Source organism: Pontixanthobacter gangjinensis, assembly GCF_009827545.1.
GTDB classification, from domain to species: Bacteria; Pseudomonadota; Alphaproteobacteria; order Sphingomonadales; family Sphingomonadaceae; genus Pontixanthobacter; species Pontixanthobacter gangjinensis.
Genome location: NZ_WTYS01000001.1, coordinates 1964650 through 1991230 on the forward strand (window position 1 = coordinate 1964650; position 26581 = coordinate 1991230).

The 26581-nt window shown below is 54.4% G+C and carries 27 protein-coding genes and 1 pseudogene; 16 read left to right on the plus strand and 12 right to left on the minus strand.

Annotation, left to right across the window (positions count from 1 at the left end; translation table 11 throughout):
• The 4 genes and pseudogenes from glyA to GRI36_RS09300 form a co-directional block, all read left to right on the plus strand.
• Positions 1-1311: a serine hydroxymethyltransferase gene (gene glyA, locus GRI36_RS09285; RefSeq protein WP_160598213.1), complete on the plus strand. Its 1311-nt coding sequence runs from the start codon at positions 1-3 to the stop codon at positions 1309-1311.
• Position 1312: 1 nt separating this feature from the next.
• Positions 1313-1522 (plus strand): hypothetical protein, encoded by a 210-nt coding sequence (locus tag GRI36_RS09290; RefSeq protein WP_160598214.1) that lies wholly within the window; start codon positions 1313-1315, stop codon positions 1520-1522.
• Entirely contained in the window at positions 1523-2014 is a 492-nt protein-coding gene (gene nrdR, locus GRI36_RS09295; protein WP_160598215.1) for a transcriptional regulator NrdR, read from the plus strand.
• A gap of 1 nt (position 2015) precedes the next feature.
• A pseudogene (locus GRI36_RS09300) lies at positions 2016-2726 on the plus strand (RNA methyltransferase); the annotation flags it as partial.
• Here the strand turns inward: GRI36_RS09300 and GRI36_RS09305 are convergent.
• Positions 2723-3034 carry a chorismate mutase gene (locus GRI36_RS09305; RefSeq protein ID WP_160598216.1) on the minus strand — a complete coding sequence of 104 codons (312 nt, stop codon included), beginning with the start codon at positions 3032-3034 and terminating at the stop codon, positions 2723-2725. The pseudogene GRI36_RS09300 and the gene GRI36_RS09305 sit on opposite strands and share 4 nt — an antisense overlap.
• 250 nt (positions 3035-3284) lie before the next feature.
• Between GRI36_RS09305 and rpsD the strand changes: the two genes are divergently transcribed.
• Positions 3285-3899, plus strand: a complete 615-nt coding sequence (gene rpsD, locus GRI36_RS09310; RefSeq protein WP_160598217.1) for a 30S ribosomal protein S4 — start codon at positions 3285-3287, stop codon at positions 3897-3899.
• A gap of 56 nt (positions 3900-3955) precedes the next feature.
• On the opposite strand, the gene tgt is transcribed toward rpsD, so the two are convergent.
• Positions 3956-5080, minus strand: a complete 1125-nt coding sequence (tgt, locus tag GRI36_RS09315) for a tRNA guanosine(34) transglycosylase Tgt (RefSeq protein ID WP_160599157.1) — start codon at positions 5078-5080, stop codon at positions 3956-3958.
• A gap of 67 nt (positions 5081-5147) precedes the next feature.
• Between tgt and GRI36_RS09320 the strand changes: the two genes are divergently transcribed.
• A complete protein-coding gene (locus GRI36_RS09320) occupies positions 5148-5918 on the plus strand; it encodes a TSUP family transporter (protein ID WP_160598218.1) in 771 nt (256 codons plus the stop codon).
• Between the two features lie 2 nt (positions 5919-5920).
• Here GRI36_RS09320 and GRI36_RS09325 read toward each other — a convergent pair whose 3' ends face one another.
• The 7 genes from GRI36_RS09325 to GRI36_RS09355 all read right to left on the minus strand — a co-directional run bounded on the left by GRI36_RS09325 (position 5921) and on the right by GRI36_RS09355 (position 11246).
• On the minus strand, positions 5921-6688 hold the full coding sequence (locus tag GRI36_RS09325) for an ABC transporter permease (protein WP_202392152.1): 768 nt from the start codon (positions 6686-6688) through the stop codon (positions 5921-5923).
• A complete protein-coding gene (locus tag GRI36_RS09330) occupies positions 6688-7635 on the minus strand; it encodes an ABC transporter ATP-binding protein (protein ID WP_160598219.1) in 948 nt (315 codons plus the stop codon). Before GRI36_RS09330 ends, GRI36_RS09325 begins: the two co-directional genes overlap by 1 nt.
• Positions 7636-7681: 46 nt before the next feature.
• Positions 7682-8710 (minus strand): tRNA preQ1(34) S-adenosylmethionine ribosyltransferase-isomerase QueA, encoded by a 1029-nt coding sequence (gene queA, locus GRI36_RS09335; RefSeq protein ID WP_160598220.1) that lies wholly within the window; start codon positions 8708-8710, stop codon positions 7682-7684.
• A 50-nt stretch (positions 8711-8760) separates the two neighbouring features.
• Positions 8761-9471 carry a peptidylprolyl isomerase gene (locus GRI36_RS09340; RefSeq protein WP_160598221.1) on the minus strand — a complete coding sequence of 237 codons (711 nt, stop codon included), beginning with the start codon at positions 9469-9471 and terminating at the stop codon, positions 8761-8763.
• A gap of 104 nt (positions 9472-9575) precedes the next feature.
• Positions 9576-10088: a pantetheine-phosphate adenylyltransferase gene (gene coaD / locus GRI36_RS09345; protein ID WP_160598222.1), complete on the minus strand. Its 513-nt coding sequence runs from the start codon at positions 10086-10088 to the stop codon at positions 9576-9578.
• The gene (locus tag GRI36_RS09350) at positions 10085-10993 is read right to left on the minus strand and encodes a polyprenyl synthetase family protein (RefSeq protein WP_160598223.1); all 909 of its coding nucleotides are present in this window, start codon (positions 10991-10993) and stop codon (positions 10085-10087) included. The genes coaD and GRI36_RS09350 overlap by 4 nt, the downstream gene beginning before the upstream one ends.
• A 1-nt stretch (position 10994) precedes the next feature.
• A complete protein-coding gene (locus tag GRI36_RS09355; protein WP_160598224.1) occupies positions 10995-11246 on the minus strand; it encodes an exodeoxyribonuclease VII small subunit in 252 nt (83 codons plus the stop codon).
• 109 nt (positions 11247-11355) lie between these two features.
• Between GRI36_RS09355 and GRI36_RS09360 the strand changes: the two genes are divergently transcribed.
• From GRI36_RS09360 to GRI36_RS09375, 4 genes are all read left to right on the plus strand, one after another.
• Positions 11356-11751, plus strand: a complete 396-nt coding sequence (locus tag GRI36_RS09360; protein ID WP_160598225.1) for a DUF2177 family protein — start codon at positions 11356-11358, stop codon at positions 11749-11751.
• Between the two features lie 5 nt (positions 11752-11756).
• A complete protein-coding gene (locus GRI36_RS09365; protein WP_160598226.1) occupies positions 11757-12437 on the plus strand; it encodes a hypothetical protein in 681 nt (226 codons plus the stop codon).
• A 9-nt stretch (positions 12438-12446) separates the two neighbouring features.
• Complete coding sequence (purL, locus tag GRI36_RS09370) at positions 12447-14777, plus strand: phosphoribosylformylglycinamidine synthase subunit PurL (RefSeq protein ID WP_160598227.1); 2331 nt, start codon at positions 12447-12449, stop codon at positions 14775-14777.
• Between the two features lie 470 nt (positions 14778-15247).
• A complete protein-coding gene (locus tag GRI36_RS09375) occupies positions 15248-15934 on the plus strand; it encodes a nitroreductase family protein (RefSeq protein WP_160598228.1) in 687 nt (228 codons plus the stop codon).
• Here the strand turns inward: GRI36_RS09375 and serB are convergent, their stop codons facing one another.
• Positions 15935-16822 carry a phosphoserine phosphatase SerB gene (gene serB, locus GRI36_RS09380; RefSeq protein WP_328598371.1) on the minus strand — a complete coding sequence of 296 codons (888 nt, stop codon included), beginning with the start codon at positions 16820-16822 and terminating at the stop codon, positions 15935-15937.
• Here serB and miaA point away from each other — a divergent pair.
• The 4 genes from miaA to ilvC all read left to right on the plus strand — a co-directional run bounded on the left by miaA (position 16815) and on the right by ilvC (position 21218).
• Positions 16815-17771: a tRNA (adenosine(37)-N6)-dimethylallyltransferase MiaA gene (miaA, locus tag GRI36_RS09385; protein ID WP_160598229.1), complete on the plus strand. Its 957-nt coding sequence runs from the start codon at positions 16815-16817 to the stop codon at positions 17769-17771. The two genes, serB and miaA, sit on opposite strands and share 8 nt — an antisense overlap.
• Positions 17772-17876: 105 nt before the next feature.
• Entirely contained in the window at positions 17877-19628 is a 1752-nt protein-coding gene (ilvB, locus tag GRI36_RS09390; RefSeq protein ID WP_160598230.1) for a biosynthetic-type acetolactate synthase large subunit, read from the plus strand.
• Between the two features lie 12 nt (positions 19629-19640).
• Complete coding sequence (gene ilvN / locus GRI36_RS09395) at positions 19641-20156, plus strand: acetolactate synthase small subunit (protein WP_160598231.1); 516 nt, start codon at positions 19641-19643, stop codon at positions 20154-20156.
• A gap of 27 nt (positions 20157-20183) precedes the next feature.
• Positions 20184-21218 carry a ketol-acid reductoisomerase gene (ilvC, locus tag GRI36_RS09400; RefSeq protein ID WP_160598232.1) on the plus strand — a complete coding sequence of 345 codons (1035 nt, stop codon included), beginning with the start codon at positions 20184-20186 and terminating at the stop codon, positions 21216-21218.
• Positions 21219-21264: 46 nt separating this feature from the next.
• Here ilvC and GRI36_RS09405 read toward each other — a convergent pair whose 3' ends face one another.
• Positions 21265-21696 (minus strand): PaaI family thioesterase, encoded by a 432-nt coding sequence (locus tag GRI36_RS09405; protein WP_160598233.1) that lies wholly within the window; start codon positions 21694-21696, stop codon positions 21265-21267.
• A 226-nt stretch (positions 21697-21922) separates the two neighbouring features.
• On the opposite strand from GRI36_RS09405, the gene leuA reads away from it, so the two are divergent.
• The gene (gene leuA, locus GRI36_RS09410) at positions 21923-23623 is read left to right on the plus strand and encodes a 2-isopropylmalate synthase (protein ID WP_160598234.1); all 1701 of its coding nucleotides are present in this window, start codon (positions 21923-21925) and stop codon (positions 23621-23623) included.
• Here the strand turns inward: leuA and GRI36_RS09415 are convergent.
• Entirely contained in the window at positions 23620-25401 is a 1782-nt protein-coding gene (locus GRI36_RS09415) for a vWA domain-containing protein (protein ID WP_160598235.1), read from the minus strand. The genes leuA and GRI36_RS09415 overlap by 4 nt on opposite strands.
• Before the next feature lie 110 nt (positions 25402-25511).
• Here GRI36_RS09415 and GRI36_RS09420 point away from each other — a divergent pair, with 110 nt between their 5' ends.
• Positions 25512-26555 (plus strand): amidohydrolase family protein, encoded by a 1044-nt coding sequence (locus tag GRI36_RS09420; protein ID WP_160598236.1) that lies wholly within the window; start codon positions 25512-25514, stop codon positions 26553-26555.
• Positions 26556-26581 lie beyond the last annotated feature (26 nt).

Here is a 26581-nt window from a genome sequence, read left to right on the forward strand (position 1 = left end):
ATGAACACTGCACCCGCAAATGACACTGATATTATGCGCCGCTTCTGGCAGGACAGCCTCGCTGATGCCGACCCCGAGATTGCAGCAGCGGTTGGCAAGGAACTTGCCCGTCAACGCAATAAGATCGAATTGATTGCAAGCGAGAACATCGCGTCAAAAGCCGTTCTGGAAGCAGCTGGGTCAGTATTCACGAACAAATATGCAGAAGGCTATCCGGGCAAGCGGTATTATGGCGGCTGCGAATATGCCGATGTGATCGAGACGCTAGCGATTGACCGTGCGAAAGAGCTGTTCGGCTGCAACTTTGCCAATGTTCAGCCCAATTCGGGTAGCCAGATGAACCAGGCTGTGTTTCTGGCTCTATTGAGTCCCGGCGATACTTTTATGGGGCTCGATCTGAATTCAGGCGGCCACCTGACCCATGGTTCGCCGGTTAATATGTCGGGCAAATGGTTCAACCCCGTCGCTTACGGCGTTCGAGAGGATGATGAGCTGATCGATATGGACCAAGTCGCGGCAACCGCTCGCGAACACAAGCCAAAGCTGATTATTTGCGGCGGAACCGCCTATTCACGCACTTGGGATTTCAAACGTTTTCGCGAGATTGCGGATGAAGTTGGAGCCTATTTGCTTTGCGACATGAGTCATATTTCCGGTCTCGTTGCAGGCGGCGCGCACCCTTCACCGTTCCCACACGCCCATATTGTTACCTCCACCACGCATAAATCGCTGCGCGGCCCACGATCCGGCATTATATTGTGGAACGACGAGGATCTGACAAAGCCTATTAACATGGCCGTGTTTCCGGGCATGCAAGGCGGACCGCTGATGCATATCGTGGCGGCAAAAGCCGTTGCATTCCGCGAGGCGCTTCGACCCGATTTCAAAGTCTACGCCGCAAGCGTCGTCGAAAATGCCCGAGCACTTGCGGCGAGCATCGAAGAACACGGTCTGCGTATTGTGTCGGGCGGCACGGATAACCATTCGATGCTCGTTGATCTTACGCCCAAGGATGTCACTGGGAAATCAGCCGAAAACGGCCTCGACCGTGCATGGCTCACCTGCAACAAGAATGGTATTCCTTATGATACGCGCAGTCCGTTCGTGACCAGCGGCATACGTTTGGGAACGCCTGCGGGCACCACTAGGGGTTTCGGTCCGGGTGAATTCCGCATTATTGGCGGATTGATTGCCGAAGTGGTAGAAGGGCTGTCGAAGAACGGGCCAGAAGGCAACGCCCAAGTGGAAGAAAGCGTTCGCAACCGTGTCGAACAATTGTGCTCGTCCTTCCCAGTCTATCCGGGGATGTAAAATGAATGATTCACCAAACGACATAATTGATGATGCAAAGGCTGAGCTTTCCGGCATGGCCAAAGAAGGCATGCATCATCCTTCCACAAAACCGGTCCTTACCGGTGCAGCTGTAGGAGCAGTGGCAGCGGCGATTCTCCCGCTTGTAACTTGGCCTATAGGCCTCGCGATTGGTGCAGGCACGGTGTTCTACAAACGGATAAGAAAATAGATGCGCTGCCCATTTTGCGCGCATGAAGACAGCCAAGTAAAAGACAGCAGGCCGACCGAGGACAACGCCTCCATCCGGCGGCGTCGTCAATGTTCTAGTTGTGGTGCGCGTTTTACCACGTTCGAACGCGTGCAGTTGCGCGAGGTCACCATCGTTAAGAGCGGAGACCGGCGCGAGGCTTTTGACAGATCGAAGTTGGAGCAGTCAGTTTCTCTAGCGTGCCGCAAACGTGACGTTTCGCAGGACCGTATCGACCAGCTGGTCTCGGGCATCCAACGGCAGGTTGAAACCGCCGGAGAGAACGAAGTGCTCTCCTCCCGCCTGGGTGAGATGGTTATGGACGGCCTGCGTCAACTCGACAGCGTCGCCTATATCCGCTTCGCCAGCGTTTATCGTGATTTCAGCGAAGCCCGCGATTTTGAGGAATTTGCCAGCTCCGTCCAACAGGTCGCGGAAGGCGACGCAAGTGGCGAACATGCCGCAGACAGCTGAACCGCCGGTTATCGTACTGGTCCGGCCCCAGCTCGGCGAGAATATCGGCAAAGTCGCCCGCGCAATGCTCAATTTCGGGCTGGTAGACTTACGGATGGTCGCGCCGCGCGATGGCTGGCCCAATCCAAGTGCAGGCCCCGCTGCGGCTGGTGCTGACATCGTCCTAGACCAAGCGCAAATCTTTGACACTACGGCTGCAGCTGTGGCCGATTGCTCGCATATCTACGCAACAACGGTGCGCCTGCGAGAGGATACGAAGCGCGTTGTCACCCCTGAAGAAGCGGCATTGGAAGTGATTTCCCAGCCCGGGCGCAGCGCCTATCTGTTCGGGCGAGAGGCGTCGGGTCTTGATATTAAAGATGTGAATATGGCGAACGCCATCCTGACCGTGCCGATCAATCCTGAGTTCGGCTCGTTGAATTTGGCGCAAGCGGTGATCCTGTGCGCTTATGAGTGGTCGAAGACCCAGAGCCTGTCACAGCCTACCGTGACCGATCAATTGCCACCTGCCCCGCAGGAGCAATTGGATGGGCTGATTGATCATCTCGAAGGTATGCTTAAACCGAAGGGGTATTTTCTCCCAACCAATCGCGCAGATGCAACTAAACGTACGTTGCGCAATATACTAACCAAGCCGGGGTGGAATCATTTGGAAATTCGCACGTTGCGCGGGGTACTCAGCACCTTGGCACGAAAAATTCGAGCGGATTAACTCCGGATGCGGTCCCATTCGGTCATTTCATAAGCGATGGAACTTTCGACGAGCTTATCCCATATCTCCGCGATGTCATGTTCGGGTAATCCCGCAATACCAGCAGCTTGTGCGGCCGCTTTGATCACAGCTGATTTGCGACCTTCGTCGCGAACATGGCCGCGTTCCGGCTTAATTCGTGCTGCCGCTCTCATGTAACCGTAACGCAGCTCAAGCAGCTTCACCAATTGACGGTCCGTTTCGTCAACACCAGCGCGGACATCCAGCATCGACTCGCATATTTCGGGATTTTTGACAGGCTCGGTCATGGGCCCGCCCACTGCCTTGCCTTGCCCGATTTGTCGAGGGGGTTGTGGCTTCTTCAAATCCACCCGCGCGGGGCATTAATTGGTTGACCTACGGCGCTGTCCTGCTATTCGCGCGCTTTCGCAATTTGGCTCCGCACCCCGGTGAAGCGGCAGCCGCGTCAGGTAAATCGATCTGACGGAGCGATACCGGGTTAAAGCGCTAGCGCTCCAGAGGTTGGAGAGGCAGCGATTGCAGAATGGAGTATCGACTATGTCGAAGCGTAAAGCATCGAAGCATAAACTTGATCGCCGGATGGGTGAAAACATCTGGGGTCGTCCAAACAGCCCGGTAAACAAGCGCTCCTATGGCCCCGGCCAGCACGGCCAGCGCCGCAAGAGCAAAGTCAGTGACTTTGGTCTGCAGCTTCGCGCAAAGCAGAAGCTTAAGGGCTATTACGGTGACGTGACCGAAAAGCAGTTCCGCAGCACCTACAAAGAAGCGACCAGAATTAAGGGCGATACGAGCCAGAACCTGATCGGCCTGCTTGAGCGCCGCCTGGATATGATTGTTTACCGCGCAAAATTCGCACCAACGATTTTTGCAGCGCGTCAGATTGTTTCGCACGGTCACATTCGCGTCAATGGCGTGAAGTGCAACATCGCAAGCCGTCGCTGTGATGTCGGTGATGAAATCAGCTTGGGTGACAAGGCGAAAGAAATGGCGCTGGTTATCGAAGCACAGAGCCTGCCAGAGCGTGACATTCCTGATTATGTCGCAGTTGACGGCAACGATAAGGTGTCTTTCACTCGCGTGCCAAAGCTCGACGAAGTGCCTTATCCTGTAACAATGGAACCGAACTTGGTCGTCGAATTCTATTCGCGCTAAGCTTTCGGCATTCCGGAATTCACGAGGGCGGCCCTGCGGGGCCGCCCTTTTTCGTTCTAGCCAAGATAGTCCCGGCGAAATTCTGCGGCGAACGTGTCAAATCCCCCTACGCCAATCGCATGGCGCATGGCCTGCATTAATTGCTGGTAAAATGCGATGTTGTGTTCTGTCATCAGCATCGCCCCCAATATCTCGCCTGATTTTACCAGATGATGGACGTAGGCCCGGCTGTAAATGCCGCAGGTGTCACAGCTACAACGCGGATCGAGCGGGCCCGTATCTTCGGCAAAGCGGGCATTGCGCAAGTTTATCGGACCGTTCCAAGTGAAGGCTTGGCCATTGCGGCCTGATCGGCTTGGTAAAACGCAATCGAACATGTCCACACCGCGCTCCACCGCGCCGACGAGATCATCTGGTTTGCCTACGCCCATCAGATAGCGCGGCTTATCTTTGGGCAATTGCTGAGGTGCAAATTCAAGTGTGGCGAACATCGCCTCTTGCCCTTCACCAACTGCAAGCCCGCCTATGGCATAGCCGTCAAAACCGATATCAGTCAGCGCGTCAGCACTACGCTTGCGCAATTCCTCATCTAGAGCGCCCTGCTGGATGCCGAATAGCGCAGAACGCGCTGCATGCTCCTCGCCGCTATCGAATCCATCGCGGCTGCGCTTAGCCCAGCGCATACTCATTTCCATCGAACTTGCGATGATCTCGCGCGGTTGATCCGCCCGCGGGCATTCATCAAAAGCCATGACGATGTCAGAGCCGAGCAATCGCTGGATCTCCATCGAGCGTTCTGGTGTGAGCATATGTTTTGAACCATCAAGATGGCTGCGAAACTCCACGCCTTCTTCGGTCAATTTACGTAAATCCGACAGGCTCATGACTTGATAGCCGCCGCTATCGGTCAAAATGGGCCGGTCCCAATTCATGAACTTATGCAGCCCCCCCAGCTTGGCGACGCGCTCGGCACCCGGACGCAGCATCAAATGATAGGTGTTGCCAAGGATAATGTCGGCGCCAGTTTTACGGACTGTCTCTGGCTTCATCGCCTTAACGGTTGCCGCAGTCCCGACTGGCATAAATGCTGGCGTCCGGATTTCCCCGCGCTGCATTAGGATGGATCCGGTGCGCGCCCTGCCATCTGTCGCGGCGATGTTGAATGAAAATCGGTGGGAAATGATCTGTCTCACAAAGGATGTGTCTTGAAAGCTTGCAGCCCTTAGCCGGAGCGGCCACAGCGAGCAAATGATCGAGAGCTTTGAACCGGAGGTTTGGCTGCTGATCGCGATGTTCGGTGTCGCGATTTTGACAGGCTTTATCGATTCAATCGCAGGAGGCGGCGGGTTGATCATGATGCCCGCCCTGCTCGCTGCAGGATTGCCGCCTCACTTGGCGATAGGCACGAACAAAGCGCAATCGGTTTTCGGAACAAGCATGGCCTGCCGCAATTACTGGAAGGGTGGCTTGGTCGAAGTGCGGGAGAACCTGCCATTGGTGGCGCTGGCATTTGCCGGGGCGACTGGCGGTGCAATCTTGATCCAGCAGATTTCCGCAACTGTCCTCTCTTACATCGTACCGGTTTTTCTGCTGGGCTTGGCCGTTTATGTCATTTTTTCGCCGCGCATGACCGACGAGGACGCGCATCAAAGGCTATCGCGTAAAGGATATGCATCTGTTGCTGGCGGGATTGGTTTCTACGATGGTTTCTTCGGGCCGGGAACCGGTCAATTCTTCACCGCCAGCCTTGTCGGATTAAGAGGTCATGGCCTGACCCGGGCAACGGGCAATGCAAAGCTATTCAATGCGGCAACCAATTGGGCGTCTGTCTTGGTCTTTGCACTTGGCGGAAAGATCATTTGGGTGCTTGGGCTGACTATGGCAGTTGGCGCCATGCTTGGTGGGTTTCTGGGTTCACGCTTCGCCATTAAACACGGTGCGCGAATAATCCGGCCGTTGATGATTGTCGCTTCGCTGGGTCTGACCGGCAAGCTAATTTGGGATTTGTTCGCGGCTTGACGCTACGCTCTCAATCGCCAACCGGTCTTGAAGATGAATGCGATAATGGTGACGCAAAGAGCCAGAAATGACATCGTGATCCCGAATGAAACCCAAATGTTGATATCGGACACTTCGTAAAAGGTCCAACGAAGGCCATTCACCAGATAGACTATGGGGTTGAACAAGGCCAAGCTGCGCCATGGCTCTGGCAGCATTTCAATAGAGTAGAATGTGCCCCCAAGAAAAGTCAGCGGCAGCAAAAACAATTGCGGAATAATGCCGAGCTTTTCAAAACTATCAGCCCAGACGCCGAGGATGAATCCAAACAGCGAGAAGCTTGCTGCAACCAGCATTATGAAGCCAATCGCGAGTAACGGATGGGCGATCGTATAATCGACGAACAGCGTTGCTGTGCCCAGAATGATCGTCGCAAGGATTAGTGATTTGGTTGCCGCTGCACCGACAAATCCGACCAGAGTTTCTGCGACTCCCACAGGCGCTGACAACAACTCGTAAATTGTGCCGGTAAAACGCGGCATATAGATCCCGAAACTGGCGTTCGATGTACTTTCGCTTAGCAGCGTCAGCAGCAGTAAGCCGGGCACGATAAACGCGCCATAACTGACCCCGCCCAGATCTGGCATCTGGCTACCAATTGCCGAACCGAAAACGATAAAATACAGCGATGTCGTGAGCACAGGCGCAAGGATAGACTGCATAGCCGTACGCATAGCACGCATTAATTCGCGGGTATAAATCGCCCACGCGCTGCGGAAATTAAAGCCCATCAGGCTGACTCCCCTTCGCGCTGTTCGACAAGGTCCACGAAAATATCCTCGAGGCTCGATTCCTTGATGTCGATACCGACGTAATCGATACCTGCAAAGGTCAGCGCCTTGGTGAGTTCCGCCACTTCAGCTTTACCCTTCCCACTACCGTCGCCGCCGCGATAAATAATTTCCATCCCGTCGTCTGACAAATGCACCGGCAGTGCGGCAATACTGGCAGGCAATTGAGATTGTTTGGACGCCAGGACGATCGCCGCCTCGGTCCGCCCAAGCCGGCGCATCATCGCCGCCTTGTTGTCGATCATCAGGATCTTTCCGTCCCGGATAATTCCGACACGGTCAGCCATTTCCTCAGCCTCTTCGATGTAATGGGTGGTGAGAATAATTGTAACGCCAAGCTCTCGCATCGCGCCGATCAATTTCCACATGTCGCGGCGCAATTCGACATCCACTCCGGCAGTCGGCTCGTCGAGAAACAACAGATCCGGTTCATGCGCGAGAGCTTTGGCGATCAAAACCCGTCGCTTCATACCGCCGGATAGCGCACGAATTTGTTCGGATCGCTTTTCCCACAGGCTAAGTGATCGAAGTATTTCCTCAATTCGCGTTGCATTGGGGGCGAGGCCAAACAGGCCTCTCGAATAGGCAACAGACCGTTCCACCTGTTCGAACATATCGGTGGCCAGTTCCTGTGGCACCAAGCCAATCCTTGCGCGGGCGGAGCGCCAGTTTTGCGACAAATCATCACCAAAGGCCCTGATGGTTCCGGCGGTTGGCCGCACCAATCCGCAGACCGCCCCGATCAAGGTGGTCTTTCCTGCGCCGTTGGGACCGAGCAAAGCGAAAATCTCGCCCTGCTTGATCGTCAAATCAACTGAATCAAGCGCCTTATGGCCGCCTGCATAGACCTTGCTCAGGCCCACTATTTCTAGAATCGTTTCGCTCACTGGTGCACCTTGGGGCTAGGTCAAACTATTGCAAGCTCGATACGCATTACGGCAATAAAATGCTCGAATCACCATAACTGTAGAAGCGATATTTCTCGGCTACTGCGTGAGCATAGACATCCTGCATCACCTCACGGCCCATCAGCGCGCTAACGAGCATAAACAGAGTCGACTTAGGCAAATGAAAATTGGTCATTAACCCGTCAATGGCTCTGAACTTATACCCCGGCGTAATGAAAATGGATGTATCACCCTCGAACGAGTGGATGATCCCGTCTTTGGTGGCAGCGCTTTCGAGCAATCGCAAGCTAGTGGTCCCGACAGAAATGACACGATTTCCGGCGGCTCTCGCTTTATTCAATCGGTCAGCGACAACCTGCTCAATTCTGCCCCATTCGGCGTGCATTTGATGATTGTCGGTGTCGTCTACTTTTACTGGCAGAAAGGTCCCCGCGCCGACATGGAGGGTTAGCGTCTCGCGAATAACCCCTCGGGCATCTAGTGCATCGAGCAATTGGGGAGTGAAATGAAGCGCGGCGGTTGGAGCTGCAACGGCGCCATCCTTCTCTGCAAAGATTGTTTGATAGTCAGACCGGTCACGCTCGTCAGTCGGCCGCTTGCTGGCGATATAGGGAGGGAGCGGCATCCGCCCGGCCCGTTCAAGCAATATTTCAACAGGTTCTTCGCCATTGAATTTCAGCGTGAACGAGCCATCAGGATGGCGTTGTTCAGCTACGGCACTGACCCCGCCGCCAAATTCGATAATGTCATTGTTCTTAAGGCGCTTTGCATTCCGAATGAACGCCTGCCAGCGGCGCAGATCAATCCGCTTATGCAGCGTCGCGCCAATCTTCGCTTCTCCACGCTTTCCTTCCAACTGGGCAGGAATTACACGGGTGTCGTTGAATACCAACACGTCGCCTGGCTTAAGGATCGACGGCAAATCAATCACCGATCGATTGTCGAAATCATTACCAGAGCGCGCAACCAGCATTTTTGCAGCATGTCGCGGCGACACTGGCCGCAAAGCAATCAATTCCTGCGGCAATTCAAAGTCGAACAGATCAACTTGCATGTTGGTTCAACCAGTCACTGAATGGCGCAAAAAGCAGCGCGAGGAAGAATTTACTCGCTAATCGGAGCGACCGGTGCAGTCGGCAAACTCAAGCTGGGCGGAGGCGCAATTGGCTGGGGCGCTGGCACAGGCTTATTGTCAGCCGCAATTGAGGCCTGCAAAATACGCGTCGGGTTCGCGGGTGGCTCGCCGCGGACAATTGCATCAACACCGTCCATACCCGAGATAACCCGACCGAAATTCGTGTACCGTTTGTCGAGCGAAAAGCGCGGGTAGAAGCTGATGAAGAATTGGCTGTTCGCGCTATCATCCGACTGCGCACGCGCCATCGAAACGGTCCCGCGCAAATGCGGCATCGGATTGAATTCAGCCTTGAGGTCTGGAAGCGGCGATCCACCCTGACCAGTGCCGGTCGGATCCCCTGTCTGGGCCATGAAGCCTTCAATTACGCGGTGAAAAATAATCCCGTCGTAAAACCCTTGGCGAGCGAGTGCTTTTACCCGTTCAATATGGGCTGGAGCCCATTGTTCCATCAGGCGGATTTGAACACGCTTGCCATTCGAAAGGTCGAGCACGAGAATATTGTCGCGATCTTCCTGCGCGTTGTAATTAATCGGCTCGTAAACCTTCCTCACAGCCGGTGCTGGCGTTGCATCTTCTGTTGCTGTTGCTTCAGCTTCCGCGACATTTTGAGCGTTCGCAAGCAATGGCGTCAGGGCCAGCGAGAAAATTGCGCCAGCGGCGATCAGGCGTTTGAACATGGTTTTTCCGTCATTTGTAAATTGGACAAACGCCGTCTAGCGGGGCGCGGCTGTCGGTTCAATGAATGATCTTCACGCAAGGCGAGCTGAAAACATCAAGCCGTCTAATAGTCGCCCAATTGCCCGAGCTTTTTGACCCGCGCAACGACATCATCGCGCACGTCTGCGCTGACAAAAGGTGTAATATCGCCGCCGAACAGGGCAATTTCTTTAACCAGCTTCGAGGCAATAGGCTGCAAGGAAACGTCAGCCATCAAAAACACCGTTTCGATTTCATCGTTGATCTGCTGATTCATCCCCGCCATTTGATATTCATATTCAAAATCAGCGACCGCACGAAGTCCGCGTACAATAACGTTCGCGCCCTGCTTGGCCGCAAATTTCATCAACAGAGCATTGAAGCCGACGATCTCGACATTCTCAATCCCGAGATTTGCAACTTCGCGCTGGACCATTTCCATCCGCTCACCAGTGCTAAACATCGGGTTCTTTGAGGGATTCGTGGTCACCCCGATGATTAATCGGTCCACCAAACTGGCCCCCCGCCGGATGATGTCGGCATGGCCCAGCGTGATAGGATCAAAAGTGCCGGGGTAGATTCCTATTCTCTCATTCACCGATCTCTCTCCACAATAAACCGCGCTAGCGCTCTTAGCAGCGTCGCCTCTTCGCCGTAATTTGCCAGGTGGCCATTTGCTTGCTCGACCAGCGCATTGGCTTGGTTGCGTGCGCCATCCGCCCCCATCAGGGTCACGAAAGTCTGTTTGCCCTGCTCATCATCCTTGCGCAGCGCCTTGCCCGCCTTTGCCTCATCGCCGTCATGATCTAGCAGATCATCGGCGATTTGAAACGCCAGCCCAATATCACGAGCATAGGCCCGCAAATGCGCGCGACCTTCGGGCGAGACATGACCCAGAATTGCACCCATTTCGACCGAGGCGGCCAAAAGAGCGCCCGTCTTGAGCTGTTGTAGACGGGTTATGGCCTGTAGATCATAATTCGAATGTTCGGCGGCCATGTCCATCATCTGGCCGCCTGCCATCCCGCTCATTCCGCTAGCTCTGGCCAAAGTCGCGATCAATTCGGCCCTGGTAAAAGGATCCCCGCTGATGCTTTCGTCCGACAAAATTTCGAATGCCAACGCATGAAGAGAATCCCCCGCGAGCACGGCGGTCGCCTCATCAAATTGCTTATGCAAAGTCGCCTTGCCATGGCGTAAATCATCATCATCCATGCACGGAAGATCATCGTGAATCAGCGAATAGACATGGATCGCCTCGACCGCGCATCCTGCGCGCACGGCGGCATCACGATCCACACCGAACATTTGTGCCGTCGCAGCAACGAGCAAAGGCCGGACACGCTTGCCCCCACCAATGGACGCATAGCGCATTGCCTCAACCAACCGCGCTCGAGTATCGTCAGGCACCGGCATAAACGCATCAAATGCAGAATCAACATCGGCCTGAATCGCCGCGAGGCCCTCAGCCAAAACATCTGAAGCTGCCAATTCTACGGACATCTCAGCTGTCCGAATCGAAGGGAACTGTGGAGGCAGCCTTCCCGTCCGGTCCCGCCACGATTTTCTCGATCCGCGCCTGCGCAGAATCTAGCCGCGCCTGACAATGTTGGCGCAGCTTTTCACCGCGCTCGTAAAGGTCAATCGAATCGTCGAGAGGAACTTCGCCACTTTCGAGTTTTCTGACGACCTCCTCCAACTCGCGCAGAGCGCTTTCAAACGTCAATTCGGCAATGTCATTAGATAGCTCATTCATGGAGGGAGCATTGACGGGCACCGCTCCCTTGGTCAAGTTGCGCAATTGATTTTGGGTGGCTAGTTCCGGCGAACGGGTTTCGGCTCATCTGATCAACAGGGGCAGAATTATGAAGTGGATTATCGCCTATGTCGGCGCGGCGATTTCGTTTGGCGCGCTGGATGCGATTTGGTTGCGCTGGGCTGGCCCTAATTTTTATCGCCCAGCAATTGGTGAACTGATGGCTGACAGTTTTAGAGTCGGGCCAGCGGCAATTTTCTATCTTCTCTACATCGCCGGTATCGTCTGGTTCGCAATTAGGCCGGGACTGGAGAATGGCTTGCCCGCTGCAGCATTAAACGGCGCGCTGCTTGGTGCGTTGTGCTACGCTACATATGACATGACCAATCAAGCCACTTTAAAAGTCTGGCCGACTTACATCACTATCGCTGATATTTGCTGGGGTGCGTTTGCCACTTCCGTTGCTGCCACCGTAGCAACATTTCTGGTTCATAAATTGGGTTGAAATAGATGTTTATCGGACATTGGGCACCGGCCTTAGTTGCCGCAGCTGCCAGCAAGCGCGCCCCTAAACTCAGCACCTTGTTTATTGCAGCGCAATTGGTTGATTGGGGTTTCTTCGCGCTAGCCACAATTGGTGTGGAAAAGATGCGCGTGGTGCCCGGAACAACGGAAATGAACCCGCTCGACCTTTATTATATGCCCTTCACTCATAGTCTGGTCGGCTCGGCCTTTTGGGCAATGGGCTTCATGTTTATCCTGTTGATGGCGAAACGCGACATGGTGACTGCGCTGATAGGCGGCCTGATTGTTATGTCGCACTGGTTCATCGATTTGCTGGTACATCGCCCCGATTTGACCTTAGCTGGCGGCGATATTTCTTATGGCTTTGGTCTTTGGAATTATCCCGTCGTCGCAATTGCGTTGGAACTTGGCATCACATTTGCTGCGTTCTTATGGTATCTCAAGCGGACAACCGGCCCTATTATGCCACCGTGGATATTGCTCGCGTTCCTGCTCGTCATACAGGCGGTCAATTGGTTCGGCCCGCAGCCCACCGAAGCGAATTTGATGCTATATCTGTCAGCTTTGGTCTCGTTCGGCCTTGCAGCTTGGATTGCCCATTGGGTGGGGGATACAAGGCGGCATATCCATGAACGGGGACTAGCGGCAGCCAGTAGGCGGCGCTAAAGGCGCTGCATGTCAAAGAATCCCGACCCGATTACGCCCGAAGTCGTCGAAACGCACGGTTTTAGCCCCGAAGAATATGAGCGCGTTCTGGCCGCTTTGGGCCGCGAGCCCAACTTGGTCGAACTCGGAATTTTCTCGGTAATGTGGTCAGAGCATTGCTCGTACAAATCATCGCGGTTCCACCTGAAGAAACTTCCGACCGAGGCGCCGTGGGTAATTTGCGGCCCGGGCGAGAATGCCGGCGTGATAGATATCGGGGATAATCAGGCAGCTATCTTCAAGATGGAGAGCCACAACCACCCTTCTTATATCGAACCCTATCAGGGCGCGGCGACCGGAGTGGGCGGGATATTGCGCGATGTATTCACCATGGGTGCACGCCCAGTTGCCAATTTGAACGCACTGCGGTTCGGTTCTCCTGATCACCCCAAAATGAAGCACCTTGTCAAAGGCGTGGTTGCGGGGATCGGCGGATATGGCAATTGCGTTGGCGTCCCGACGGTCGGCGGAGAAACCAATTTTCATCCAGCGTATGACGGCAATATTCTCGTCAATGCAATGACTGTAGGGGTGGCTGATCAAGACAAGATTTTCTATTCCGCAGCAACAGGTATCGGCAATCCGATTGTCTATGTCGGATCCAAAACTGGCCGCGACGGCATCCACGGCGCGACTATGGCCAGCGCCGATTTCAGCGACGACATCGAAGAGAAGCGCCCCACTGTCCAGGTTGGCGATCCATTTGTTGAAAAGCTGCTGATCGAAGCTTGTCTCGAATTGATGGCCACAGATGCCATCGTCGCTATTCAAGATATGGGAGCGGCTGGACTGACCTCATCGAGCGTCGAAATGGCCACCAATGGCAAGACCGGTATCCGTCTCGACATGAACAAGGTGCCGTGCCGCGAAGATGGCATGACCCCGTATGAGATGATGCTGAGCGAGAGCCAAGAGCGGATGCTGATGGTTCTCAAGCCAGGCAAAGAGGCCATGGCGGCTGCCATCTTCGAGAAATGGGAGTTGGATTTCGCTGTGATCGGCGAAGTCACCGACACGCGTCATATGGTGCTGGAATTCGATGGCGCGGTTGTGTGCGACATCCCGCTTGGACCGCTCGCGTCGGATGCGCCGGAATATGAACGGCCCTATATCTCGAAGGACGAATATAAAGCATGGGCCGGGATTCCATCGATCGACAAGGTCGAGGCGAGCGATGATCTAGGCGCTGAATTGCTGCATATGTTGGGCACACCTGCCCTCGCCTCGCGCCGGTGGATTTGGGAGCAATATGACAGCCAGGTAGGCGCAGACACCTTGCAGAAATCGGGCGGCGATGCGGCGGTTGTCCGCGTTCACGGCACCGACAAAGCATTGGCGATGTCAACCGATTGCAACCCCCGCTATTGCTATGCCGATCCATATGAAGGCGGCAAACAAGCGGTTGCGGAAACATACCGCAACCTTTCCGCAGTGGGTGCGCGGCCTCTGTCGATCACCAATTGTTTGAATTTCGGGAACCCGCAGCGCCCTGAAATTATGGCCCAATTCGTCGGTTGTCTCGAAGGGATGGGCGAGGCCTGTATCGCTCTCGATTTTCCGATCGTGAGCGGCAATGTTTCTCTGTATAATGAAAGCAAGGCTACGGGCGGTGGGAGCGCGATTTTGCCGACGCCAGCCATCGGCGGTGTCGGTCTGCTTGAAGATCACGATGTGATGGCCACCATCGCCTTTAAGGAAGAAGGCCAGGCGATTATCGTCCTTGGCGGCTTTACCGACAATGGCGATGTATTGTGGAATGCCAAGGCGGACGAGCCAGACCTTGCAGCAATGCGTGCCGACGGTGCAATTGGCTCAATCGGATCGCATCTGGGCCAATCGACTTGGCTGCGCGAGGTGCGTGGCAAGGAAGATGGCGCCCCCCCGCCAACCGATTTGGCCATGGAGCGCCGCGTCGGAGAATTCGTACGCGATCTGGTTCAAAATTATCGCTGCAATACCGTTCATGATATTTCCGACGGTGGTGCTGCAGTGGCGCTCGCTGAAATGTGCATGGCCAGCGGGATTGGCGCGCAAGTGCATACGCTCGGCGACACATTGCTCGATATGTTTGGTGAAGATCAGTCTCGGTATGTCATCACGCTTTCAATTACAGAACGCGAAGAGTGGGAAGCCTTCGAGGAAGAATGTGAAGCAGCCGGTTTTAGCGCCGACTGGATAGGGTTCACCGGCGGTGACAAGCTGACATGGAAAGACGATGAAGACACCATCGTCGTCGATATTCCAGTCGCTGATTTGACGGCAGCGAATGAAAGTTTCTTCAAAATCTGGATGGAGGATTGAGCGAGACACGGCTTCATCGGGGGCGGGATACTCGGGCACGCCGTCCGCTAAGAAGCTAGTGCTCAAAGATGGTTCGCGGGTTGTAGTTCGGCGCTATGCACGATGCTATCCGCGCTGAGATTGCCGATTCCGCCGTGATCTTGGTCGAATATAAGAATGTTCAGAAACCACTAGATGCCACGAATATTCCGTAATGATGGCAACTCACTTGATTCAGCCTTTAGCTAACCTGCGAGCAATCATTCAACTCACTGGGCAAGCCTAGGTAGGCTAGCTAAAGGAGCCCTCAAAACTGCCTTACCGAGATCGGCGAATGTAATCTTCGCTCTGCGGGATTGGAATTGGAGTTTTTCAACACGAAGAAATACGCGGTGGATTATAATTGCTCAGGGATCGAATTTGTCATTGGCAGAGAGCTTCGCTGATCTTCAAGCCTTTTCATTGGGGTTAAACCGAGCGATAGGAGAGATATGAAGCCGCACGAAACCGAACCCTATGGCCTGCCCGATATCGCCGATGCCGAACGTATTTCGAGGGCTGAGGCCTACCAAGAAAAACACGCAACGCGGCGCAGTTGCCGCTATTTCTCGGATGCGCCGGTGCCGCGTGAAATCATCGAAGCCGCCATCAAAGCTGCGGGCAACGCGCCCAACGGGGCCAATCACCAGCCATGGCATTTTACGGTAGTATCTTCTGCAGATAAAAAACAGGCAATTCGCGAAGCCGCCGAGCAAGAAGAGCGCGAATTCTACGGGGCTGAAACTGGAAAGGCCAAAGCCAGCGATCAATGGCTGGACGCTCTGTCACCGCTCGGGACCGATCAAGAAAAGCCGTTCCTTGAAACCGCGCCGTGGTTGATTGTCGTATTCGCCCAGCGCAAAGGCGGCATTGAAGAAGACGGCAAGACGCAAAATTACTACGTCAATGAAAGCGTCGGTATTGCTTGCGGGATGCTGATTTCGACGCTCCATGAAGCGGGCCTTGCAACGCTGACACACACACCCTCACCGATGGGGTTCTTGCGCGAATTATGCGGGCGACCTGCGGAGGAGAAGCCGCTGATGATCGTGGTGGTAGGCAAACCGGAAAAGGGGGCGACCGTGCCGGCCCATGCCTTAAAAAAGAAGCCTCTGGCGCAAATCGCAAGTTGGATTTGATTATTGGGCCCAGTCCGATTGCGGAATGTCTAGCAATTGCAAAATTGCTGTAAGGTCACCTCGATCAATAAATCCGGATGCTGCGCTGCGCGCAGCGGGCTTGGCTTTGTAGGCGAAGCTGAAATCTGCAGCACTTAGCATCGGTATGTCATTGGCCCCGTCGCCGGTCGCCAGAACCGTGCCTGATGCAAAAGCCTTTCTTTCTGTTTCGAGAACAGACCTCTTGGTCGCTCCGTCCGCGATTGGTCCGTCCAGTTTCCCAGTAAGTTTGCCATCTGCAATCTGGAGCCGGTTTGCGACAACATGATCGAAGCCCAACTGAGCCGCCACACTGTCCGCGAAATGATGGAAGCCGCCAGTTACCAGCACGCAATGACAGCCTGCGGCCTTCAGCGTTTGCACCAGCGTCCTGGCGCCACTGGTCGGATGAATCCGATTTGCCAAGCATTCTTCGATGACACTTTCTTCCAGACCAGCAAGCAGCGCCACGCGCTCTCGTAAGGAGGCTTCGAAATCCAGTTCGCCTTGCATCGTCCGCTCGGTTATGTCGGCGACCTTGTCTTTTACGCCTGCAAAGTCAGCCAATTCATCAATGCATTCCTGCTCGATCATTGTGGAGTCCATATCGGATACAAAAAGTCTCAGCGGCGCATAATCGCGGATTGTCACCATCGCTGCGTCGGGCGCAAAATTGGCGTCGACGATCTGACGAAGCAGCGTTGTGTCGCTGGTCGCCGCAGCAATCTGCATAATTGTGCGCCCATCGTCCATAAGGCGCGAGCCGATTTCAGTGCCTGTCGCGATGCCCGCTGAAGCCATCGCCGCAGCAGCACCCTTAAGACGCGTTTCAAGTCCGGCTGTGTCTGCTATCAGTCGCGCAATGAGCACCAAAACTTCTCCTATTTTTGGCACGAATCCGCCGATCGCGCTCATTGCAGGGCCAACCGCAAGCGGCAAGAGCGATTTGGCGGTCCGCCTTGCCGAAGGTTTGATTGCACGCGGAAAGCGAGCCGAAATTATCAATTGTGACAGCGCGCAAGTCTATCGTGATCTAAGGGTGCTCAGCGCGCGACCCGACGTAGCCGAAATGCGCGACATTCCGCACCACCTGTTCGGCCAATGGGATGGTGCCACCGCATGTTCGACCGCCGATTGGGCCGATGCGGCAAAGCTGGTTATATCCGAGCTGCAGGCGAATGATGCTGTGCCGATACTCGTAGGCGGAACAGGTCTTTATATGCGCACACTGCTCGATGGAATTTCACCAATCCCGGCAATTGATCCAGATATACGCGCCGAAATTAGATCGATGCCACAACAAGACGCGCGGGCTGCTTTGGAAATTGAAGACCCAGAAGCGGCGGGCAGGCTTGCCCCTGCAGACGCAGCCAGAACCGCACGCGCACTCGAAGTAATCCGGTCAACTGGCAAGCCAATGGCGGCATGGCATGGAAATCAAATTGGCGGAATTGGCGATGCTGTTTCGCTCCACCCGCTAGTCCTCGTGCCGGACCGCCAAACCCTTTACGAGCGATGTGATATGCGCTTCAAACAAATGCTCGATGAAGGTGCTATCGAAGAAGTGGAAGCGCTTTGCGCGCGCGGGTTGAATCCGGAATTGCCAGTGATGCGGGCCATCGGTGTGCGCGAGATACGCGACTGGCTGAAAGGGGAAGTTGAGCGCGATGAAATGATTCATGCTGGACAGCAATCGACACGCCAATATGCAAAGCGGCAATACACTTGGTTCCGCAACCAGCCACCAGAGAGCTGGAAGCGAGCAGAGTTAAAAAACATAGATATTAGCGAGTTTTGTGAAATTATATTACATAAATAGGTCTTGACGAATCATTTTAATGCGCTAGGAGGGGTGTCGGTCAATGGCCCGGTGCATACCCCTTGCGCCGGGCCTCATTTTTTAGGCCAAACATTGGAGCGGACAGTGTCACAACAGGAGCGCAGCGGCGCATCCATCTTGGTCGAATGCCTGATTAAACAGGGCGTGGAATTCGTATTCGGATATCCCGGTGGGGCTGTTCTGCCGATTTATGACGAGCTGTTCGCAGAAGAACGCCTGCGTCACATTCTCGTAAGGCACGAGGCGGGCGCTGCCCATGCGGCGGAGGGTTATGCCCGTTCGACCGGCAAACCGGGCGTGGTTCTGGTAACCTCTGGCCCTGGCGCTACCAATGCAGTCACCGGCATCGCAGACGCCTATATGGATTCGATTCCGATGGTTGTGATCACTGGTCAAGTTCCAACCGCCTTGATTGGAACCGATGCTTTTCAGGAAGCTGACACTATCGGCATCACCCGCCATTGCACAAAGCATAATTATTTGGTCAAAGATCCGAAGGACCTACGCTCGACAATTGAAGAAGCCTTCCGAATTGCGACAAGTGGCCGCCCTGGACCAGTTTTGGTCGATATTCCCAAAGACGTCCAAATCGCCCTCGCTGACTGGAATGCGCCAACAGATAGAGCACCCGCATCGGCGCGCTACCAACCGCGCACAGAAGGCAAACAGAGTAAGATTGACCAAGCCACCGAGATGCTTGCCGCCGCCAAACGCCCGATTTTCTACACCGGTGGCGGTATTATCAATGCAGGGCCCGAGGCAAGTGCCCTCCTCCGCAAGATCCAATCTCAAACCGGCGCGCCAGTGACGTCAACTCTGATGGGCCTCGGGGCGTTCTCTTCCGACCATCCAGATTGGCTCGGGATGCTAGGGATGCACGGCACATATGAAGCCAATATGGCGATGAACAAATGTGATTTGATGGTTTGCATTGGTGCCCGTTTTGACGACCGCGTAACTGGCCGCCTTGATGCATTCTCTCCAGACTCGAAGAAGATCCACATCGATATCGACCGCGCATCAATCAATAAGACAGTGCCGGTTGATTTGGGCATCGTCGGCGACTGCGCCATAGTTTTGAAGCAGTTGATCGATTGTTGGAATGATCGCGCAGGCCAAGACCTCAGCGAATGGAATGCCCGTATCGCCGGTTGGCGAGCCCGCAAAAGCCTTGCCTATCCCGACGCAGGCGGAGAATTGATGCCGCAAAAGGCTGTCGAACGACTGTTCGCAATGACCCGCGACAAAAACCCGATCATCAGCACCGAAGTCGGCCAGCATCAAATGTGGGCGGCACAATATTTCGGGTTTATGGGGCCTAACAAATGGCTGACCAGTGGTGGCCTTGGGACGATGGGCTACGGCCTGCCGGCCGCAATTGGCGCACAATTGGGCAATCCAGACGATCTGGTGATCGACATTGCCGGCGAAGCCTCGATCCAGATGAATATTCAAGAACTTGGCACCGCCAGCCAGTACCGTCTGCCGGTCAAAGTGTTCATCCTCAATAATGAATATATGGGTATGGTCCGCCAATGGCAGGAACTGACCTATGAAAGCCGCTACTCCAACTCCTATTCAGACAGCCTGCCTGACTTCGTCGCGCTGGCGGAAGCTTATGGCTGGAAGGGCATTCGCATTCATGATGAGAGTGAGTTGGATGCCGGCATTGCCGAAATGCTTGCATATAGCGGGCCAGTGATGGTGGATTGCCGGGTCTCGAAGGATGCCAATTGTTACCCGATGATTCCGAGCGGCGCGGCTCACACCGATATGCTGCTGTATGGTGATGACGTGACAGGCACAATGGACGACGAAGCCAAGGCTTTGGTGTAAGGACGGATTGCAATGCACATCGAACAAAGCAAAGCTGAACGCCACGTCCTCGCGATTACTGTCGATAACGAGGCTGGTATTCTGGCCAAAATCGCCGGTCTGTTCACTGCGCGTGGATACAATATCGACAGCCTGACTGTGGCCGATATTGCTGAGGATCATGCAATCAGCCGGATTACCATTGTGACCAATGGTCCGCCGCACGTGATCGATCAAATTCAGGCGCAATTAGAGCGTTTGGTGCCTGTTCACCGCGTCGTCGATCTGACCGAAGAAGGCCCCCATGTCGAACGTGAATTGGCACTGATTAAGGTCGCAGGCACCGGCGATGACCGGGTCGAGGCCCTGCGCCTTGCCGATGTTTTTCGCGCCCAAGTGGTCGATACGACTACTTCGAGCTTTATATTTGAACTCACAGGATCACCCGACAAAATCGACAATTTCATCATACTTATGCGCGAGCTAGGGCTGGTGGAGGTTGGCCGTACGGGGATCGTTGGAATGATGCGCGGTGCCTCCGGAACATAGGCCGGGCCACCACACGAAAGGGAAATAATGAAAGTCTATTACGATTCCGATGCGGACCTTGAACTGATCAAGAGCAAGAAAGTCGCAATTCTTGGCTATGGTAGCCAAGGCCATGCCCATGCCCAAAACCTTCGTGACAGTGGCGTGACGGAAGTTGCAGTTGCCCTTCGTGAAGGCTCCACAACTCGCAAGAAGGCGGAAGCTGCCGGATTCACGGTGATGAGCAATACCGAGGCGGCTGAATGGGCTGATTTGGTTATGGTGCTCGCACCGGACGAGCACCAAGCTGCCATCTGGGCAGACGATATGGCCGGCAAAATGAAGCCCGGTGCGGCGCTTGCTTTTGCCCACGGCCTCAACATTCATTTCGGCCTGATCGAACCACCCGCCGACATCGATGTCATTATGATTGCTCCTAAGGGACCCGGGCATACCGTCCGAAGTGAATACCAGCGAGGCGGCGGCGTCCCTTGCCTTATCGCAGTGCATCAGGAAGGCACCAGCAGCGGCGGGAATGGCTATGCTAAATCGCTCGCCCTTTCCTATGCCTCGGCAATGGGTGGCGGACGCTCGGGTGTCATCGAAACCAATTTCAAGGAAGAATGCGAAACCGACTTGTTTGGCGAGCAAGCTGTACTTTGCGGCGGCATCACTCATCTGATCCAGGCTGGTTTCGAAACTTTGGTTGAGGCCGGATATGCGCCCGAAATGGCCTATTTCGAATGCCTGCATGAAACCAAACTAATTGTTGATCTGCTGTATGAAGGCGGCATCGCCAATATGCGCTATTCAATCAGCAACACCGCTGAATACGGCGATATCAAAACCGGGCCGCGGATTATCACCGCAGAGACCAAGGCCGAAATGAAGCGTGTCCTGGAAGATATTCAGGCGGGCCGTTTCGTGAAAGACTTCGTGCTTGATAACCGCGCAGGTCAACCGGAGCTGAAGGCAAGCCGCAAGGCCGCAGCCGCACATCCAATTGAAAAAGTCGGTGCTGAATTGCGGGCGATGATGCCATGGATTTCGGCGAACCAATTGGTCGATAAAACCAAAAACTAAGCGGAACTGGTTCCGGAGGCTGGCAGCGCCTGCCTCCGGAACTATATTATTTGCCCGCAGCCTTCGACGCAGCTTCGATCCTACCGCGATCCGCGAGCATTACGGTGCTCGTTCCTTTTGCCAATATCGTGCCAGCGCTGTCCTTCAACTGGCCTTCGAAAAACGCAGTTCGGCGGCCATTATTCTGGACCCAACCTTCTGCAATTACGATGCCAGGACGGGCGGGTGCAAAGAAGCTGACCTTCAATTCCAGTGACATTGGCACAACATCCGGACCATTTAGCGCTATTGCCGCATGGGCCATGGCCGCATCAATCCACCCAGTCACGAAGCCGCCTTGAACTACACCTCCTGAATGACATTGATTTGCGCGCGCTTCATATTCCAGCACTGCCCGACCGGATGGATCCAGCTCGATAATCCGGATCAGCCCCATTGATTCATACAGTGGGTCTAGTGTGTTAGTTTCATCAGCCATGGAAGTTCCAGATTAGTGTAAGATTGTTTCTCACGCTGCCCGTCTTGCTTTGGCTTTACAAGCCTGCCGGCTATCTGCATAGAATGCGACATGCCAATGGCCATTGAACTACTCCTACGACTTACCCGCCCTTGGGCGTGATAGAATGCGTGCTGTATTGGGTGCGCTGACTGCCCAAGGGAAACACCGCTAGCTTCCAGAAAAACTGCAGTTTTGGGTAAATTCGATGACCACGCTCGACATTCCTTCAAATAAGTCTCGGCCTTTGAAAAAATACCGGCCTTTTCCGCAGATTAATCTCCCCGACAGGCAATGGCCGAGCCGGACGATAACCGCCCCTCCCCGTTGGCTAAGCACTGACTTACGCGACGGCAATCAATCAATCATCGACCCGATGGATGCAGTTAAGAAGAACCGCTTCTTCGATTTACTGGTCGAAATCGGCGTCAAGGAAATCGAGGTCGGGTTCCCCAGCGCGGGAGCAACCGAGTTCGACTTCATTCAAGGGTTGGTTCGGTCGGGCAAGGTGCCGCACGATGTCATCCTCCAAGTCCTCACCCAGTCGCGGGAAGACTTGATCCGCACCTCTTTCGAGAGTCTGGAAGGTGCGCATACCGCTATTGTCCATCTCTACAATGCGCTCAGCCCTGCGTGGCGCGACATTGTGTTCCGGATGAGCCAGGCGGAGGTGCGCGATATTGCGATCACCGGCGCAAAGATCATGCGTGACGAGGCGTCAAAGCGGCCTGATACCAATTGGAATTTTCAATATAGCCCTGAGACCTTTTCAACCGCAGAGCTGGATTTCAGCATCTCGGTTTGCGAAGCGGTGATGGATATTCTCCAGCCAACGCCAGACCGGCCAATTATCCTCAATCTTCCTGCAACAGTCGAGGCGGCAACACCCAATATTTATGCTGACCAAATTGAATATTTCTGCAGCAATTTGCCGAACCGCGACGCGGCCGTGATCAGTCTTCATACGCATAATGACCGCGGAACCGGCGTTGCGGCAGCAGAGCTTGGCCTGATGGCGGGTGCGGACCGGGTTGAGGGTTGTCTATTCGGCAATGGAGAGCGGACGGGCAATTGCTGTCTCGTCACCGTGGCGCTTAATATGTATACGCAGGGTATCGACCCTGGTCTCGATTTCTCCGATATCGACCGGGTCATCGAGACGGTCGAATATTGCAACCAAATTCCCGTACACCAACGCCATCCCTATGGCGGGGAGTTGGTGTTCACAGCATTTTCCGGAAGCCATCAGGATGCAATCAAGAAGGGCTTTGCCGCGAATGAGCAACAAAATGATGAGCTATGGCGTGTGCCGTATCTTCCGATTGATCCCGCCGATCTGGGCCGTAGCTATGAGGCGGTAATCCGGGTCAATTCGCAAAGCGGCAAAGGCGGTTTTGCTTGGGTTTTGGAGCAGGATCAGGGACTTAAACTGCCCAAAGCGATGCAAGCCGATTTCTCGCGTCACGTTCAACATCTTGCTGACAATCTAGGGCGCGAACTCAATGCCGCTGATATTTGGAGCGCATTCCAAACCGCATATCATGTGCAGACGATGGACAAACATTTCCAGCTGATAGATTATGAAGAGAACAGGGCATCAGATGGCACCCGTATCTTCGCCGGAACCATTGCGGTAAAGGGGGAAGAGCAGCGTGTTAGCGGGCGCGGCAACGGGCTTATCTCATCGGTGCTTTCGACTATTGAAGAGAGCTTCGGCCTACAGCTTGAAATTCGTGATTATACCGAGCACGCGCTTGGCAGTGGCCGCGATGCGCGCGCAGCAGCCTACCTCGAATGCCGTGATGCAGACGGTAAAACCATCTGGGGCTGCGGCATCGATGAAGACGTGGCCACCGCCAGCGTGCGCGCTGTGCTCAGTGCTGCCAATGCAGCAGTTTTGAGGGCTTAGGACTCAATCCGGCGAAGATCGAGTTTCTGTGGGCCACCTTTGGCTCGCAGAACCAATCCGTCACCTTTTAACCGGTAATAGAAAACCAAGTCTGTATAATTAATATAGAGTTGATCTTCGTTGATCTGATAGGATTGATTGACCTCATTGCCTCTGAATTTTCCAACAAGTCGGTAGGTGTTTAACTGCCCGTCTGCAGTCAGCTCAACAATGTCGCCGCGTTCAACTTCTTCGAGCCCGCGCTGTGATTTGACCTCCCATCGCCCGATCACTCCCAATGGTCTCAAATTATCGGGAATGTCGCCCACCCCAGCCAAGGCGGCAGAGCGCGTCCGAAGCCCCCGCACCAGCTCTCGTTCGGCCTCCAGGCCTTGAACATCGGCTGCATCCAACCGCTGCGACAGGCCATCGATCATCGAGTATGCGCCGGCTCGGTCGCCATTGTCGTGATATAATGCCAATGCCGTGCTAAGCGAAAGATATTCATCGACCAGTATCTGGGCCGCGCGAAGTCGTTCGGGTGCCTCGGCTGCCGGTAACGCGACACTCTCTACATTTGAACCAGCAGCTCCAGTCTGTGCGTCTACATAACCAATGGCGACAGACATGAGCGGAGCGCCCTCTGAAGCGGCTTTACCTCGGTCAATGTCCATGCTGGCGAAAACACCGCCGCCATAGCTCGACATAAATGCCGAACCCACCTTGACGATAACTGCGCCCTCCGGTGTTTCGCTCAAAACTTCATTCGGCACACCATAGACAGCATTGATTTTGTAACCTTCAGACGGTGTCATGGTAATCACAACATCATGCGCGACTTCGGTGACCATATTGTAGAATTCGCGGTCGAACAGAGCACGCGCATCACCATTTTGGGCCAAGTAAAACAGATTGCCTCCGCGCACGCTGGATAGCTGTAATGCCAGTGCATTATCAAAGTCACGCCCGACACCGATTGTGGTCAAGCCCACACCGCGTTTCGACCCAGCGACAGCCAGGCCCATAAAACCTTGTGGCTGAACATTCCCCACATTCGGCTGCTCGTCAGTGAACAACATAATGCGAGTCTTGCGTCCGGTGGCTTCATCCTCGGCAAAGGCATTTTCGAACCCGAGCAGCAATCCTGATTCCATATCGGTCGAGCCATCGGCTTCGATCGAGACGATTGCTGCTGCAAGCTTTTCCCTATTTGCCCCAACATCCATCACAGGAAGTAAAACTTCGCTGACCGAACCAAATTGGACGATACCCAGGCGGTCACTGTCGCGCATTTTGGACAAGGAAACGAGCAGCGCTTCCTTTGCCCGCGCAATTTTTTGGCCGGTCATCGATCCCGACCTATCAACCACTGCGACCAAACTCAGTGGCTCGGATAATCTGGCTTTGCCATCAACATTGCTATCGAATCCCAACCCGACAAAGTATTTGTCAGCCGGTCTTGTCGATAAGTCAGATCGCATCGCATGTCCGGTAACGCAGAACAGCTGCGCGCATGAGCCATCGCTTGGAAGAGTAAGATCATGCTCGCCTAGCAGCCCCTCAATCGTCAAGCTCTCCGCGCGCGGCAGGAACGCTCCATCGAGTGAAATTGACCGAAATTGTTTAATATCCTGCGCGCCGCCTTGACGAATGCGCGTCGCGGTTACGATGACTAAATCTTCATCTTCGGCTGCGGTGGTCCCACCGGAATTCTGCCCATGCAACGGCGCGATGCCAATGACCGCGGCCGTCAACAATGCCCCTGCGATTAGCGAGCGGGTTTTGCCAAATTGCTTCATGACGACCTCCATTTTTGCAAACCATATCATTCTTTTGCAGGTTTATGAACTACCGTCGTGGCTCGACACCGCCGATTGTTGCTTTATCGTATTCCAAAAGGGGGATGTCCATGACCGAAGAAATTCTAGAGCCTGACCTGCCAATCATCGATCCGCACCATCATCTGTGGGACTTGCGCCCGATGCTGCCAATGTTTCCCGAACCGCAGCATGATTTTATTGCGGCAATTGCTGGCGCGGCACATTATACGTTCGATCAACTACATGCCGATTTGAACACCGGCCATAACATTATTGGTACAGTTTTTATGGAATGCGGCGCATTCTATAATTCCACGGCCAGCGAGGCGATGAAACCGGTTGGCGAAGTTGAATTTGTGAACGGCGTAGCCGCGCAAAGTGCGAGTGGGCTCTATGGCGATCTGCGGGCTTGCGCCGCAATAATAGGTCATGCCGACTTGACGCTCGGTAGTTCGGTTTCCCCGGTGCTTGAGGCTCTTAAATTGGCTGGCAATGGGCGATTCAAGGGCATCCGCCAGCAAGGCGCATGGGATGCGGATCCTGCAGTGCTCGGCCCTCCGTTCCATGCTCCGGCGGGCTTATATTCTAGCGATAAATTCCGCGTTGGCTTCGCTGAATTTGCCAAGCATAATTTAACGTTTGATGCGTGGCTGCTCGAACCGCAACTGGCCGATATAATATCGCTAGCGGCTGCATTTCCCGAACAAAAAATTGTCCTAGACCATTGCGGTACACCTCTCAATATCGCGTCCTATCGTGGGACTTTGGCCGAGAATTATGACCGGTGGCGTGCTTCCATCCGATCACTTGCTGAACACCAGAATGTTTCGGTGAAACTGGGCGGATTGGCAATGGCGTTTTGCGGGATGCCGGAGGATGGCCCCGCAAATGAAACAGGATCCGAACACCTTGCAGCAATGTGGCGGCCATACATTGAAACCTGCATCGGCGCGTTCGGCACGGATCGCGCAATGTTCGAAAGCAATTATCCAGTCGACCGTTGGGGGGCGAGCTATCCGCTGCTGTGGAATGCGTTCAAACGAATCACTACCGGCTATTCAGAAGACGAGAAAGCCGCGCTTTACGCTGGCAATGCTGCACGCTTCTATGGGCTGGAGTCACTGTTGACGTAGGGTCATCAAGATGAAGAGCTACGCAA